This window comes from Streptomyces sp. Tu 3180, assembly GCF_009852415.1.
Taxonomy (GTDB): Bacteria; Actinomycetota; Actinomycetes; order Streptomycetales; family Streptomycetaceae; genus Streptomyces.
The window spans coordinates 5,946,909-5,959,652 of sequence record NZ_WOXS01000002.1 but is presented as its reverse complement, the minus strand read 5'-3'; the positions used below and the strand labels follow the sequence as shown (position 1 = coordinate 5,959,652).

Here is a 12,744-nt window from a genome sequence, read left to right as displayed (position 1 = left end):
CTTCCCGGGTCCACCCCTCGAACGCCACGGAACCGATGGGAGAGGCCCCACCATGTACCAGCAGATGATCTTCGTGAACCTGGCCGTCAACGACCTCGAGGCGTCGAAGAAGTTCTTCACGGAGCTCGGTTACTCGATCAACGCGCAGTTCAGCGACGAGACCGCCGCGTCGGTCGTGATCAGTGACACGATCGTCGCGATGCTGCTCACCCGGCAGAAGTACGCGGAGTTCACGAAGAAGGAGATCGTGGACGCCACGAGGAGCAGCGAAGTGCTGCTGGCGCTGAGCGCCGAGAGCCGCGAGAAGGTCGACGAGCTGGTGGAGAAGGCCGTCGCGGCGGGCGGCTCGGTCAGCGGCGAGACCCAGGACCACGGCTTCATGTACGGCCGCGCCTTCGACGACCTCGACGGCCACACCTGGGAGGTCGTGTGGATGGACCCGGCCGCCCTGGAGGGCTGAGGGACCGGCCTAGCATGGGCGGGTGCAGACGAGTCCCGCCCACGCCGCCCACCACCAGGACCGCGAGATCGAGACGCTCGAGGAGTTCGACGCGATCGTCTCGGCTCGCGGCACGCTCCGCGGATTCCGTGTCCAGTCCGTCGATCTGACCGACCGGACAAGGGAGTTGCTCGCCACCGACACCACCGGGGCCGTCTTCCTCGGCTGCCGGATGCGTCCGGACGCGGCGGACAAGCTCCGCGCCGACGGCGCCCTGGTCCTTCCCCCGCTCCCGGAGCTCCCCTTCGACCCGTACCGGGGCCATCTGTACACGCCCGGCGACCTGTTCGCCTCGCTCGACAAGGGGTACGAGGAGACACCGGACGCCCTCGCGTACTCCTGGTTCCAGCGGACCCGGGCCGACGGCGACATATTCGCCTCGATGCTGCGCGCCGTCCACGACGACTCCATGTCCGACGCCCTCGACGAACTCCTGCGCGGCGCACGGGTCGTGGGAGTCATGGGCGGCCACGCGATGGCCCGCGGCACCGAGGAGTACCGGGGCGCCGCCCGGCTGGGCCGCGCGTTGTCCCGCACGGGTTTCACGGTGGCGACGGGCGGCGGCCCGGGCGCGATGGAGGCGGCGAACCTCGGCGCCTACACCGCCCCGTACGAGGACGCCGTGCTGGACGAGGCCTGCGAGGTCCTGGCGGCCGCGCCCTCGTTCACCCCGTCGATCACCGACTGGGCACGCGCCGCCTTCGAGGTGCGCACCCGCTGGCCGAAGGGCAACCACTCGGTCGGCATCCCCACCTGGTTCTACGGCCACGAGCCGCCGAACGCCTTCGCCTCCCACATAGCCAAGTACTTCGCCAACGCCACCCGCGAGGACGGCCTGCTCGCCCGCTGCAACGCGGGCGTCGTCTTCCTGCCGGGCGCCGCGGGCACCGTGCAGGAGGTCTTCGACAACGCGACGCCGAACTACTACGAGTCGCGCGGGGAGCCCACGCCCATGGTGCTGGTGAACCGGGCCCACTGGACGGAGAAGCTGCCGGCCTGGCCGCTGCTGCGCTCCCTCGCCCGGGAGCGGTCGATGGAGACACGGATCGCCCTCGTGGACCGGATCGAGGAGGCTCCGGAGGCGTTGAAACATCTGCTTGGTTAATGAGAAGGCAAAGCCGGGGTCCGCTGTAGGCATATGCGTTGACACTACTTATGCGGCGCTTATAGACCTGGGAGCCTCACGGGAGTGCTGATGCTTCGTCAACACTCCCTCAACCCCCCGCATTTGCGCATCTCTCGCAAAGGACAAACGTGACAGTTCTGTCCGTATCCCGCCGTACGGCCTCGCGCCGTACCGTCGCACGTACCGTGCGCGCCCTCGGTGTCGTCTCCGCATCGGCGGCGCTCGCGCTCGGTGCCGCCGGCACCGCGGCGGCGTGCAACATCAACGAGTTCTCGGCCAAGGCCGAGTGTGTGGGTGACAAGGGCGTCATCACCGTCACCGACGTGGACCCGGCCGGCGTCCCCGCCACCGTCACCGTGTTCCTCGAGAACAACGGCGCCGACGTGAAGAAGGTCGGCGAGCAGGTGGTCAGGGGTTCCCGTGAGGGCACCACCATCACCTTCGAGGAGGACTGGAAGCCGAACGCCGAGTACCGCGTCCACGTCAAGGCCGAGCCCTACGTGGACGAGGACATCAAGCCGAACCTGGTCACCCCGGCCACGGCGTGCAAGGAGGACGAGGAGAAGCCTCCGGCTCCGGAGCCCACGCCGACCCCGTCCGGCTCCCCCTCGACCCCGGCCGAGGAGACCGGCACCCCGACCCCGTCGGCGCCGGAGAGCAGCACCGCTCCGGCGGACACGGCGAGCAACGCGCCGTCCCCGGCCGGTGAGTCGAACCTCGCCGAGACCGGCGCCAACTCCAACACCGGCCTGATCGTCGGCATCGCGGCCGCGCTGGTCGCGGTCGGCGGCGGAGCGGTCTTCTTCGGCATGCGCCGCCGAGGGGCGAAGAGCGAAGGCTGACACCTCACGGACGTGAGGGGTGGCCCGTCCCCGAGGGGGCGGGCCACCGCGTTGCGGGAGCGGGCCGGCCCCTCCCGGCGGTTCACCCGAACGTCGCCCGTTCCAGCCAGGACTCCAGCAATCCCCGGTCGCCCAGCACCTCCACCTCCGGGGTGTCGAGCGGCAGCCGGCGGTAGAAGGCCAGCAGCACGGAGGTGAGCGGACCGCGCAGGGCGACCGTGGCCTTCGCGTGGCCGCGGCGCCAGGAGACGCCGTCCTCGGTCAGTTCGACCAGCCACTCCGCGTTCAGCTCCGGTCCGGTGTCGGTGGCGTGGAGGTGAATGCTCCGGTGGGGGCCGCGCAGTTCCCGCACCGCGTCCTGCGGCAGCGTCCGCTGCGCCCACTCCACGATCTGGAGCCACTCGTCGACCGCGTCGGCGGCGACCTCGGGCGCGACCTCGTAGGGCAGCCCGGCGGCGAGGGTCGCGTCCGCCCGGTGGACGGTGATCTCGTGCGTCATACGGCGGGCCCAGAACCCGGCGGTGCGGATCCCCGCCCAGCTCCACACCCCGGCGTCCGGCCCGGCCTCCCGCAGGGCGCCGACGACCAGCTCACCGGACTGTGCCAGCCACGCGTCCAGCGCGGCCGGATCGCCCCGCCCGTCGGGCCCGGCGGCCCCCGGCACGCGCTCCTCGGGGACCTCCTCCTCGGCCCGGGTGCGCACCATCAGCTCCACCCAGCGCAGGGCGCCGCCGACGTGCCGGACGAGCTGTTCCAGTGACCAGTCCGGGGTGGTGGGCACGGTGCCGGAGAGATCGGCGCCCGAGGTCACCACGGCCCGCAGCCGTCCCACCTGGTGGGCGATCTCGTCGCAGTAGCGGTCGTGCGGCAGTCGCGTCATGCCGCTCACCCTAGGTGGGGGGAACTCACCCGAGCACGACGATTTCGGCCGCGTCGAACTCCACGCCGACCCGGTCCCCGACCTCCGGGGCCGACCTGAGCGCGCAGGCCGCCTCCAGACCGGGCGCGTCCTCGGGCTGGAGACGGACGGCGACGTGGGTGCCCCGGAAGGTGCGCGCGGTCACCGTGCAGCGCAGACCCGCGTCGGCCGGGACCAGGCGGACGCCGGCGGGCCGGACGAGGAGCGCCCGCGTCCCCTGCGGGGCGTCCTGCGGCACGGGGACCTTGCCCCAGGGGGTCACGGCGACCGCGTCGCCCACCGTCGCCTCGACCACGTTCTCGAAGCCGAGGAAGCGGGCCACGAAGGCGTCGGCCGGGCGCTGCCACACCTCGAGGGGCGTGCCGGACTGGGCGATCCGCCCGTCCCGCATCACCACCACCCGGTCGGCCAGCGCGAACGCCTCCCCCTGGTCGTGGGTCACGGCGAGCACGGTGGTGCCCAGCCGGACGAACAGCTCCCGCAGTTCGACGACCAGTCGTTCCCTGAGCGAGCGGTCGAGCTGTCCCAGCGGCTCGTCGAGCATCAGCAGCCGGGGGCTCGGCGCGAGGGCACGGGCCAGCGCCACGCGCTGCTGCTCCCCGCCGGACAACGCGGCGACGGCGCGCCCGGCCGCTCCGGGCAGCCCGACGAGCTCCAGCAACTCCCCGACCCGCTCGGCCCGATCGGCCCGCGACGCTCCGCGCATCCGCAGCCCGAAGGCCACGTTGCCCGCGACGTCCCGCTGCGGGAACAGCTGGTGGTCCTGGAACATCAGCCCGACCCCGCGCCGGTGCGCGGGCACGCCCGCCTGGTCGCGGCCGTCGAGCGCGACCCGCCCGGAGTCGAGGGGCTGCAGCCCGGCCACCACCCGCAGCAGCGTCGACTTGCCGCTGCCGCTGGGCCCGAGCACGCACACGATCTCGTGCTCGGCGACCTCCAGGTCGACGGCGTCCAGCACCGCCCGTCCTCCGAGGCGGACGGTCGCGCCCTCCAGGCTCAGCAGCATCTAGAACTCCCCGGTCCGGTCGGTCCGCAGCCGCTCCAGCACCAGCAGCGCCACCGCGCACACGATCATCAGAATCGTCGACAGGGCCATCGCCTGGCCGTAGTTGAGGTCCCCGGGCCGTCCCAGCAGCCGCGCCACGGCCACCGGCAGCGTCGGGTTGTCCGGCCGCGCGATGAACACGGTCGCCCCGAACTCCCCCAGTGACACCGCGAAGGCGAACCCGGCGGCGATCAGCAGCGCCCGCCGCACCATCGGCAGGTCCACCTCCCGCCACGCCCGCCACGGCGACGCCCCGAGCACGGCCGCCGCCTCCCGCAGCCGTACGTCCACGGCCCGCAGCACGGGCAGCATGGTCCGCACGACGAACGGGACGCCGACCAGCGCCTGGGCGAGCGGCACCAGGATCCACGAGGCCCTGAGGTCCAGCGGCGGCTCGTCGAGGGCGATCAGGAACCCGAAGCCGACGGTCACCGCGGACACCCCGAGCGGCAGCATCAGCAGCGCGTCGAAGCCGCGCACCAGCCGCCCCGCGTCCCGCCGGGTGAGCGCGACGGAGGCGAGGCCGCCGATCAGCACGGCGATGGCGGTGGCGGCCACCGCGTACCGCAGCGAGTTGCCGACCGCCTCGATCGGCGGCACCAGGAACACCCCCCCGTCCTCGTGGGTCAGCGCCCGGTAGTAGCCGAGGCCGGCGCCGGCGAAGGAGCGTTCCACCAGCACGGCGAGCGGCAGCAGGAGCAGCACGGCGACGGTGGCGACGACGCCGCCGAGCAGCGCCCACTGCCCGGCGCCGCGCGGCCGGCGCGCGGTCGTCGAGGCGTCCACCAGCCGCAGCGCGGTCTCCCGCCGCCGTACGGTCCAGGCGTGCAGGGCGAGGATCGCGCCCACGGCGACGAACTGGATCATGGTCAGGACGGCGGCGGTGGACAGGTCGAAGATCTCGGCGGTCTGGCGGTAGATCTCCACCTCGAGGGTGGAGAAGGCGGGCCCGCCGAGGATCTGCACCACGCCGAAGGAGGTGAAGGTGAACAGGAAGACCATCAGCGCGGCGGCGGCCACGGCCGGCGCGAGCGCGGGCAGGGTGACGGTCCGCCAGGCAGCGAACCGCGAGGCGCCCAGCATCCGCGCGGCCTCCTCCTGCCGGGGGTCGAGCTGCGCCCAGAGTCCGCCCACGGTCCGCACGACCACGGCGTAGTTGAAGAAGACGTGGGCGAGCAGGATCGCCCACACGGTGGTGTCCAGCCGCAGGCCCCACAGCTCGTCGAGGAGTCCGCCGCGCCCCACGAGCGCCATGAACGCCGTCCCGACGACCACCGTCGGCAGCACGAACGGGACGGTGACCACGGCCCGCAGCACCTGCTTGCCGGGGAAGTCGAAGCGGGCGAGGACGTACGCGCCGGGCAGGGCGACCAGCAGGGTGAGGGCGGTGGAGACCAGCGCCTGCCAGGTGGTGAACCACAGGACCTGCCGGACGTCGGACTGCGCCAGCACCTCCCCGATCCGCCCGGGGTGCCAGGTCCCGTCGGCCTTCAGTCCGCGCGCGACGATCGCGGTGACGGGATAGGCGAAGAAGACGGCGAAGAACGCGACGGGCACGGCCATGAGGCCGAGCCGCGCCGCGTTCCCGCGCCACGTCGCCGCGGCTCGCGTCACCTCAGTACGAGCGAGGTCCACGACTTGACCCACTGGTCACGGTTGTCGGCGATCTTCGCCGGGTCCATGGTCTCCGGGTCCTTCGCCTGCGGCCCGAACTTCGCGAACTCCTCGGGCACCTCGGCGCCCTCGCGCACCGGGTAGACGAACATGTTGAGCGGCATGTCGTCCTGGAACCGCTTGCTGATCAGGAAGTCGAGCAGCGCCTTGCCGCCCTCGGGGTTCTTCGCGTTGCTCAGCAGCCCGGCGTACTCGACCTGGCGGAAGCAGGTGCCCTCCGCGACGCCGGTGGGCGCGGTCTCCGGCTTCGGGTCGGCGTAGATCACCTCGGCGGGCGGCGAGGAGGCGTAGGACACCACCAGCGGCCGTTCGGCCCTGGCCTTCTTGCCGCCGGCCGAGCCGGAGAACTCCTCGTTGTAGGCCTGCTCCCAGCCGTCGACCACCTTCACGCCGTTGGCCTCGAGCTTCTTCCAGTAGTCCTGCCAGCCCTCGTCCCCGTACCGCGCGGCGGTGCCGAGCAGGAAGCCGAGGCCGGGTGAGGAGGTGGAGGCGTTCTCGGTGACGAGGAGGTCCTTGTACTCGGGCTCGACCAGGTCGTCGAAGGTCTTCGGCGGGGTCAGCCCGTGCTCGTCGAACCACTCCTTGTCGTAGTTGACGCAGACGTCACCGGTGTCGACGGGCGTGACCCGGTGCTTGCCCTCGTCGGCGCGGTACTCGGGAAGGATCAGGTCGGAGCCCTTCGCCTCGTACGGCTGGAACAGCCCGTTGTCGAGGGCGCGGGACAGCAGGGTGTTGTCGACGCCGAAGAGGACGTCGCCCTGGGGGTTGTCCTTGGTCAGGATCGCCTTGTTGACGGCCTGCCCGGCGTCGCCGTCCTCCAGGACCTTGACCCGGTAGCCGGACTGCTTCTCGAAGGCGGCGACGACGTCCTCGGACGCGGCCCACGAGTTGTGGCTGACGAGGGTCACGGTCTTCGACCCGCCGCCGCCCTGGTCGTCGCCGCCGGACGCCCCGCACGCGGACAGCGTGACCAGCCCCAGCCCGACGGCCAGGGCCGTGACCTTCTTGGTGATGCCCACTGGATTCCTCCTGGAGTGACCAGGAAGAGACGCGGCCCTGCCCGGGACCCCTCACAGGTGTCCCGGGCAGGACGCAACAGCTCGAGTGATGACCGATCTCCCTACCCAGAATGACCTGGGCCAGGTTCGGAGGGTCTGCGGCCGGTGCCGCACTCTCAGCGCTGTGGCGCTCCCCTGTCGGAATATGAAGATGTACGTGTCTGGTGTTCGGTGTGCGGTTGTTCCTGCGCCGGTCAGGTTACCGCTCGCTCGCGGCCAGCTGACCACAGGCCCCGTCGATCTCCTGACCACGGGTGTCCCGGATCGTCACCGGCACACCGTGCGCGGCGATCGCCTCCACGAACGCCTTCTCGTCCTCGGGCCGCGAGGCGGTCCACTTGGAGCCGGGCGTGGGGTTGAGCGGGATGAGGTTGACGTGCACGGGCCGGCCCTTGAGCAGCCGGCCGAGCCGGTCACCGCGCCAGGCCTGGTCGTTGATGTCCCGGATGAGCGCGTACTCGATGGACAGCCGCCGGCCGGACTTGGCCGCGTACTCGAACCCGGCGTCGAGCACCTCGCGCACCTTCCACCGCGTGTTCACGGGGACGAGGGTGTCGCGCAGCTCGTCGTCGGGGGCGTGCAGCGAGATGGCGAGGCGGCACTTGAAGCCCTCGTCGGAGAACCGGTGGATGGCCGGGACGAGGCCGACCGTGGACACCGTGATCCCGCGCTGCGACAGACCGAGCCCGTCCGGCTCGGGATCGGTGAGGCGGCGGACGGCCCCCACGACCCGGTTGTAGTTGGCGAGCGGCTCGCCCATGCCCATGAACACGATGTTGGACAGCCGTGCGGGACCGCCGGGGACCTCCCCGTCCCTGAGCGCCCGCATGCCGTCCACGATCTGGTGCACGATCTCCGCGGTGGACAGGTTCCGGTCCAGTCCGGCCTGCCCGGTGGCGCAGAACGGGCAGTTCATGCCGCAGCCCGCCTGGGAGCTGATGCACATCGTCACCCGGTCCGGGTAGCGCATGAGCACCGACTCGACGAGCGTCCCGTCGAACAGCTTCCACAGCGTCTTGCGGGTGGTGCCCTGGTCGGTCGACAGGTGCCGCACGACCGTCATCAGCTCGGGGAGCAGCGCCTCCTGGAGCTTGCCGCGGGAACCGGCCGGGATGTCGGTCCACTGCTCCGGGTCGTGCGCGTACCGCGCGAAGTAGTGCTGCGAGAGCTGCTTGGCACGGAACGGCTTCTCACCGACCGCTGCGACCGCCTCCTTGCGCTCGGCGGGCGTGAGATCGGCAAGGTGCCGCGGCGGCTTCTTGGCTCCGCGCGGCGCGACGAAAATGAGTTCTCCGGGCTTGGGCATGGTGCTACCAGTGTCGCAGATCCACTCGGGTGACCTGCGGCTGTCGTCAGCGGTCGCCACCGGTCACCGCTGGGCGGCCTCGGACGGCCCAGGACTCAGCCACAACGGACCGCAGCGCACAGCGACCGCGCCGCTTCTCGTCACCGGAGCCGCACGGGTGCGACCGGGGGCCGGTCCCGGCCACGGGGAATCGCCCCCGGCTCCTCGCTCCTCAGCAGCCACAACTGATCACGGGCGGCCGTGACCTGCGGCCACCGACACGACCTCGTCGTAGGAGGCGACGGCGGCCTCGAACTCCTCGATGGTCTTGCGGTCCTGGGCGCAGATCTCGACGTCGACGAGGACCTCGTCTGCTCGGCTCCGCCTGGGTCGACGGTGCTCGGCACCTCGAATCGCCGGGCGCGCCGGCGCACCCGGTGCGGCTGGCCGCCCCTCACTCGGGAGCCGGGTACGAGGCGGAGCAGTGCGGGCTGCCGATCGCGTGTTCCTGTCCGTGCGGCCGGGCACGCGCAGGGAATGACCTCTTACTACGCGGCATCGGTTCAACTGGCGGAGCGCTGGGAAGGCCCCCCGTGGTTCAAGTGGGCCTTCTTGGGCGTGTGGGCGCTCTGCGGAGTGTTCGTCCTCTACAAGCTGCGCCAGAACGGTTGGAAGTTCCCCCCACGACGTTGAGGCGGCCCGGCCGCGGAGAAGAGGCGCGGCTGCGCGAGTCCGACGGCCCGGAGACGGCCCGGCACCACCGAACAGGCCCCCTGTCCGCGCTGGATGCGCAGGCAGGGGGCCTGTTCTCGTCTCTTGCCCGCCGGTCCTCCGGGCTGGGGCATGGCCCTGCCGGTGCCGCAGACGCGCGGTGAAGGCCTCACCGCCCGTGGACGACCCCGCCCGGCCCGGCGGGCCCCGGGGTCAGCGGGCGGCCTGAGCCATCGTGTCGCGCAGCGCGGCCACATCGCGCTCGAGGTCGCGGTAGTGGTCGCTGACCTTGTGCTCGGGCGTCGGGATCACCCGGCCCTCCTCCAGGGCGGTCAGCCGGTCGCCGAGGGCCGCGAGGTCCGCCTGCCAGCCGTACCAGCCGCCCGCGCCCTGCGCGGCGTGCAGTTCGCCCCGCGCCGCGCGCACGGCGGCGTGCAGGCGCTCGCGCAGGGGGACCAGCTCCGCGCGCAGGTTCTCGATCCGCTCCCTGAGGGAGACGAGGGACTCCGTGGCGCCGACGAGCTCCTCCCCCGCTTCCGCCATGCCCCTGGCCTGCTCCACCAGCACCTCCAGCCAGGGCAGCACCGCGTCGACGCCGTTGCCCAGCTCGGCGACCGCGCGCCCCCGGTTCTCCAGGTACTGCCGGGCCACCTCCTGCAGGTCGCCGAGGGTCGAGACGGCCGAGTCCAGCTGCCGGCGGACGGCGTCGACGGGCACGCCGTCCCGCCCGCCGAGCAGCGCCTGGACGGCCTCGACCTCCTCCGCCATGGCGGTGGCCAGGTCCATCAGCGCCACATGGGTCTCGTCGGTCGAGTCCAGAGTGCGCTCGATCGTCTCCAGGTTCTCGTCCCGCTCGCGTCCGGCACGCCTACGCCCCCACATACAGCCCCGCCCCTCCCGTACGCATCGATCACGTGCGGTGATCATATGGCCGGAAGGGGCGGGTCAGCAGGGGATCGGGACGGTTGTTCAGCCGGATCCCACGAAGAGCACGAGGAGCAGCCACACCACCGGTGCCGTCGGCAGCAGGGAGTCCAGCCGGTCCATGATGCCGCCGTGGCCGGGCAGCAGGGTGCCCATGTCCTTGATGCCCAGGTCGCGCTTGATCATGGACTCGCCCAGGTCGCCGAGCGTGGCGCTGGCCGCGACCGCGAGGCCGAGCAGCAGGCCCTGCCACCAGACGCCGCCCTCGATCAGGAACTGCATGCACAGCGCGCCCCCCGCCATCGAGAAGGCGACGGCGCCGAGCAGGCCCTCGCGGGTCTTGCCGGGGCTGATCCGCGGGGCGAGCTTGTGCTTGCCGAAGCGCCAGCCGACGGCGTAGGCGCCGGTGTCGCTGACGACCGTCAGCAGCAGGAAGGTCAGGACCCGCCACGCGCCGTCGTCCGCCGTCAGCATCAGCGCGACGAAGGTCGCCAGGAACGGCACGTAGAACGCCGCGAAGAGACCCGCCGTGACGTCCTTGAGGTAGCCCTCGGGCGGCGCCGCCATGCGCCACACCAGCACCGCCAGGGCGGTGAGCGCCATGGCGACCCACGCGCCCTCGGCTCCCCGGGCGTACCCGGCGACGACCATGGCCGCGCCGCCGAGCGCGAGCGGCACGAGGGGCGCCTTGATGCCCTTGCGCTCCTCGAGCCGCTTGGTCAGTTCCCACAGGCCCACCACGACGGCGACGGCGATCACGCCGACGAAGACGGCCTTGACGACGAACAGCGACGCGACGATCACCGCGCCGAGTCCGACGCCGACGCCTATCGCGGCGCTCAGGTCGCGCCCCGCGCTCTTCTTCTGCGGGGCGGGCGCCGGCTGCGGGGCGTCGTGCATGGGCTCCGGATTCTGCGGCACCTCCCCCGGGTGGGGGCGGGCCCGCGTCGGCTCGTTGCGGAACGGGGGGCCGCTCGGCCGAGCGGCCCCCCGTTCCGCATCCTGGTCTCCGCCGTGTTCGGGTACGTCGGGCACGATGGGCATGGGGCGAGTCTGCTGTGGGTTGTGCGCATCGTACGCCGGACCCGCCGGGGCAGCCCCCCGGCCAGGCCCGTGGTCGGACGGCCCCCAGTACCCGGTCTGCGGCGTCCCCCAGGAAGAGTCGTTCATCAGACCTCGAGCAGCTCCGCTTCCTTGTGCTTCAGGAGCTCGTCCACCTGGGCGACGTACTTCGCGGTGGTGTCGTCGAGCTCCTTCTCCGCACGGCGGCCCTCGTCCTCGCCGACCTCGCCGTCCTTGATCAGCTTGTCGATGGCGTCCTTGGCCTTGCGGCGCACGGAGCGGATGGAGACCTTGGCGTCCTCACCCTTGCCCTTGGCCACCTTGATGTACTCGCGGCGGCGCTCCTCGGTCAGCTCGGGGAACACCACCCGGATGATGTTGCCGTCGTTGCTCGGGTTGACGCCCAGGTCGGAGTCGCGGATCGCCTGCTCGATGTTGCGCAGCGCGCTCTTGTCGAACGGCGTCACCACGGCCATGCGCGGCTCGGGCACGGAGAACGAGGCCAGCTGGTTGATCGGCGTCGGCGCGCCGTAGTAGTCGGCCACGATCTTGTTGAACATCGCCGGGTGCGCACGGCCGGTGCGGATCGCGGCGAAGTCCTCCTTGGCGACCACGACGGCCTTCTCCATCTTCTCCTCGGCCTCGAGGAGGGTCTCTTCGATCACCACTTGCTCCTGCGTGTCTTGAGTAGGCCCGGCTGCGGTTCCCCGTCGGGGCGGCGGCCGGCTGCGTCGCGTCTTCTTCCTGCACGGTTCCCGACCGGCGGGACAATGTCCATCCCCCGGTCAGGGTCATCAGCCCTGGCTGACTTGGTCACCCACAAGCGTGCCGATCTTCTCACCCTTGACGGCGCGCGCGATATTGCCCTCCGCCAGGAGCTCGAAGACGACGATCGGGAGCTTGTTGTCCCGGCACAGCGTGACGGCCGTGGCGTCGGCGACCTTGAGTTCCCGGGTGATGACCTCGCCGTAGCCGAGGTGGTCGAACTTCACCGCGTCGGGATTGGTCTTCGGGTCGGAGTCGTACACCCCGTCCACGCCGTTCTTGCCCATCAGCAGCGCCTCGGCGTCGATCTCGAGGGCGCGCTGGGCCGCGGTGGTGTCGGTGGAGAAGTACGGCATGCCCATACCGGCGCCGAAGATGACCACGCGGCCCTTCTCCAGGTGCCGCACGGCGCGCAGCGGGATGTAGGGCTCGGCGACCTGCCCCATGGTGATGGCGGTCTGCACGCGGCAGTCGACGCCCTCCTTCTCCAGGAAGTCCTGGAGGGCGAGGCAGTTCATCACGGTGCCGAGCATGCCCATGTAGTCCGAGCGGGCCCGGTCCATGCCGCGCACCTGGAGCTCCGCGCCGCGGAAGAAGTTGCCGCCGCCGATGACGATCGCGATCTGCGCGCCGTCACGCACGACGGCCGCGATCTCGCGCGCGATGGCGTGCACCACGTCGGGATCGACGCCCAGGCCCCCGCCTCCGGAGAAGGCCTCTCCGGACAGCTTCAGCAGAAACCGGCCGCGTACTTTGCCGTCGTCGCTCTTCTCAGCCTTGGTGGTCATCGTCGGATCCCGCCTCTTTCACGTGTTGCACATACGAAGAAGGCCA

At 71.6% G+C, this 12,744-nt stretch carries 12 protein-coding genes and 1 riboswitch; of the genes, 3 read left to right on the top strand and 9 right to left on the bottom strand.

Going from position 1 to position 12,744, the window contains the following annotated elements:
- The first annotated feature begins 52 nt into the window (after nucleotides 1-52).
- The 3 genes from GL259_RS27785 to GL259_RS27775 all read left to right on the top strand — a co-directional run bounded on the left by GL259_RS27785 (nucleotide 53) and on the right by GL259_RS27775 (nucleotide 2,467).
- Nucleotides 53-460 carry a VOC family protein gene (locus GL259_RS27785; RefSeq protein ID WP_159536029.1) on the top strand — a complete coding sequence of 136 codons (408 nt, stop codon included), beginning with the start codon at nucleotides 53-55 and terminating at the stop codon, nucleotides 458-460.
- A 22-nt stretch (nucleotides 461-482) separates the two neighbouring features.
- Nucleotides 483-1,604 carry an LOG family protein gene (locus tag GL259_RS27780; protein WP_159536028.1) on the top strand — a complete coding sequence of 374 codons (1,122 nt, stop codon included), beginning with the start codon at nucleotides 483-485 and terminating at the stop codon, nucleotides 1,602-1,604.
- 206 nt (nucleotides 1,605-1,810) lie between these two features.
- Nucleotides 1,811-2,467, top strand: coding sequence for an LAETG motif-containing sortase-dependent surface protein (locus GL259_RS27775; protein WP_208026528.1), 657 nt, complete (start codon nucleotides 1,811-1,813; stop codon nucleotides 2,465-2,467).
- Between the two features lie 82 nt (nucleotides 2,468-2,549).
- Here GL259_RS27775 and GL259_RS27770 read toward each other — a convergent pair whose 3' ends face one another.
- The 9 genes from GL259_RS27770 to pyrH form a co-directional block, all read right to left on the bottom strand.
- Complete coding sequence (locus GL259_RS27770; RefSeq protein WP_159536027.1) at nucleotides 2,550-3,347, bottom strand: maleylpyruvate isomerase family mycothiol-dependent enzyme; 798 nt, start codon at nucleotides 3,345-3,347, stop codon at nucleotides 2,550-2,552.
- 25 nt (nucleotides 3,348-3,372) lie between these two features.
- Nucleotides 3,373-4,392, bottom strand: a complete 1,020-nt coding sequence (locus GL259_RS27765) for an ABC transporter ATP-binding protein (RefSeq protein WP_159536026.1) — start codon at nucleotides 4,390-4,392, stop codon at nucleotides 3,373-3,375.
- A complete protein-coding gene (locus GL259_RS27760; protein ID WP_159536025.1) occupies nucleotides 4,393-5,994 on the bottom strand; it encodes an iron ABC transporter permease in 1,602 nt (533 codons plus the stop codon).
- 47 nt (nucleotides 5,995-6,041) lie between these two features.
- Nucleotides 6,042-7,124 carry a thiamine ABC transporter substrate-binding protein gene (locus GL259_RS27755; protein ID WP_159536024.1) on the bottom strand — a complete coding sequence of 361 codons (1,083 nt, stop codon included), beginning with the start codon at nucleotides 7,122-7,124 and terminating at the stop codon, nucleotides 6,042-6,044.
- 80 nt (nucleotides 7,125-7,204) lie between these two features.
- A riboswitch (TPP riboswitch) is annotated at nucleotides 7,205-7,310 on the bottom strand.
- A gap of 52 nt (nucleotides 7,311-7,362) precedes the next feature.
- On the bottom strand, nucleotides 7,363-8,469 hold the full coding sequence (gene rlmN, locus GL259_RS27750; protein ID WP_159536023.1) for a 23S rRNA (adenine(2503)-C(2))-methyltransferase RlmN: 1,107 nt from the start codon (nucleotides 8,467-8,469) through the stop codon (nucleotides 7,363-7,365).
- Nucleotides 8,470-9,372: 903 nt separating this feature from the next.
- Nucleotides 9,373-10,041, bottom strand: a complete 669-nt coding sequence (locus GL259_RS27745; RefSeq protein ID WP_159536022.1) for a hypothetical protein — start codon at nucleotides 10,039-10,041, stop codon at nucleotides 9,373-9,375.
- An 87-nt stretch (nucleotides 10,042-10,128) separates the two neighbouring features.
- Nucleotides 10,129-11,253: a phosphatidate cytidylyltransferase gene (locus tag GL259_RS27740; protein ID WP_159536021.1), complete on the bottom strand. Its 1,125-nt coding sequence runs from the start codon at nucleotides 11,251-11,253 to the stop codon at nucleotides 10,129-10,131.
- Nucleotides 11,253-11,810 (bottom strand): ribosome recycling factor, encoded by a 558-nt coding sequence (gene frr, locus GL259_RS27735; RefSeq protein ID WP_014675285.1) that lies wholly within the window; start codon nucleotides 11,808-11,810, stop codon nucleotides 11,253-11,255. Before frr ends, GL259_RS27740 begins: the two co-directional genes overlap by 1 nt.
- A 129-nt stretch (nucleotides 11,811-11,939) precedes the next feature.
- Nucleotides 11,940-12,698 carry a UMP kinase gene (pyrH, locus tag GL259_RS27730; RefSeq protein ID WP_159536020.1) on the bottom strand — a complete coding sequence of 253 codons (759 nt, stop codon included), beginning with the start codon at nucleotides 12,696-12,698 and terminating at the stop codon, nucleotides 11,940-11,942.
- Nucleotides 12,699-12,744 lie beyond the last annotated feature (46 nt).

What these genes read in the sequence shown, in the direction of transcription:
- GL259_RS27745 (WP_159536022.1), bottom strand. Translation starts at nt 10,041, where the DNA reads ATGTGGGGGCGTAGGCGTGCCGGACGCGAGCGGGACGAGAACCTGGAG.
- rlmN (WP_159536023.1), bottom strand. Translation starts at nt 8,469, where the DNA reads ATGCCCAAGCCCGGAGAACTCATTTTCGTCGCGCCGCGCGGAGCCAAG.
- GL259_RS27785 (WP_159536029.1), top strand. Translation starts at nt 53, where the DNA reads ATGTACCAGCAGATGATCTTCGTGAACCTGGCCGTCAACGACCTCGAG.
- GL259_RS27765 (WP_159536026.1), bottom strand. Translation starts at nt 4,392, where the DNA reads ATGCTGCTGAGCCTGGAGGGCGCGACCGTCCGCCTCGGAGGACGGGCG.
- GL259_RS27760 (WP_159536025.1), bottom strand. Translation starts at nt 5,994, where the DNA reads ATGGCCGTGCCCGTCGCGTTCTTCGCCGTCTTCTTCGCCTATCCCGTC.
- GL259_RS27770 (WP_159536027.1), bottom strand. Translation starts at nt 3,347, where the DNA reads ATGACGCGACTGCCGCACGACCGCTACTGCGACGAGATCGCCCACCAG.
- GL259_RS27740 (WP_159536021.1), bottom strand. Translation starts at nt 11,253, where the DNA reads ATGAACGACTCTTCCTGGGGGACGCCGCAGACCGGGTACTGGGGGCCG.
- pyrH (WP_159536020.1), bottom strand. Translation starts at nt 12,698, where the DNA reads ATGACCACCAAGGCTGAGAAGAGCGACGACGGCAAAGTACGCGGCCGG.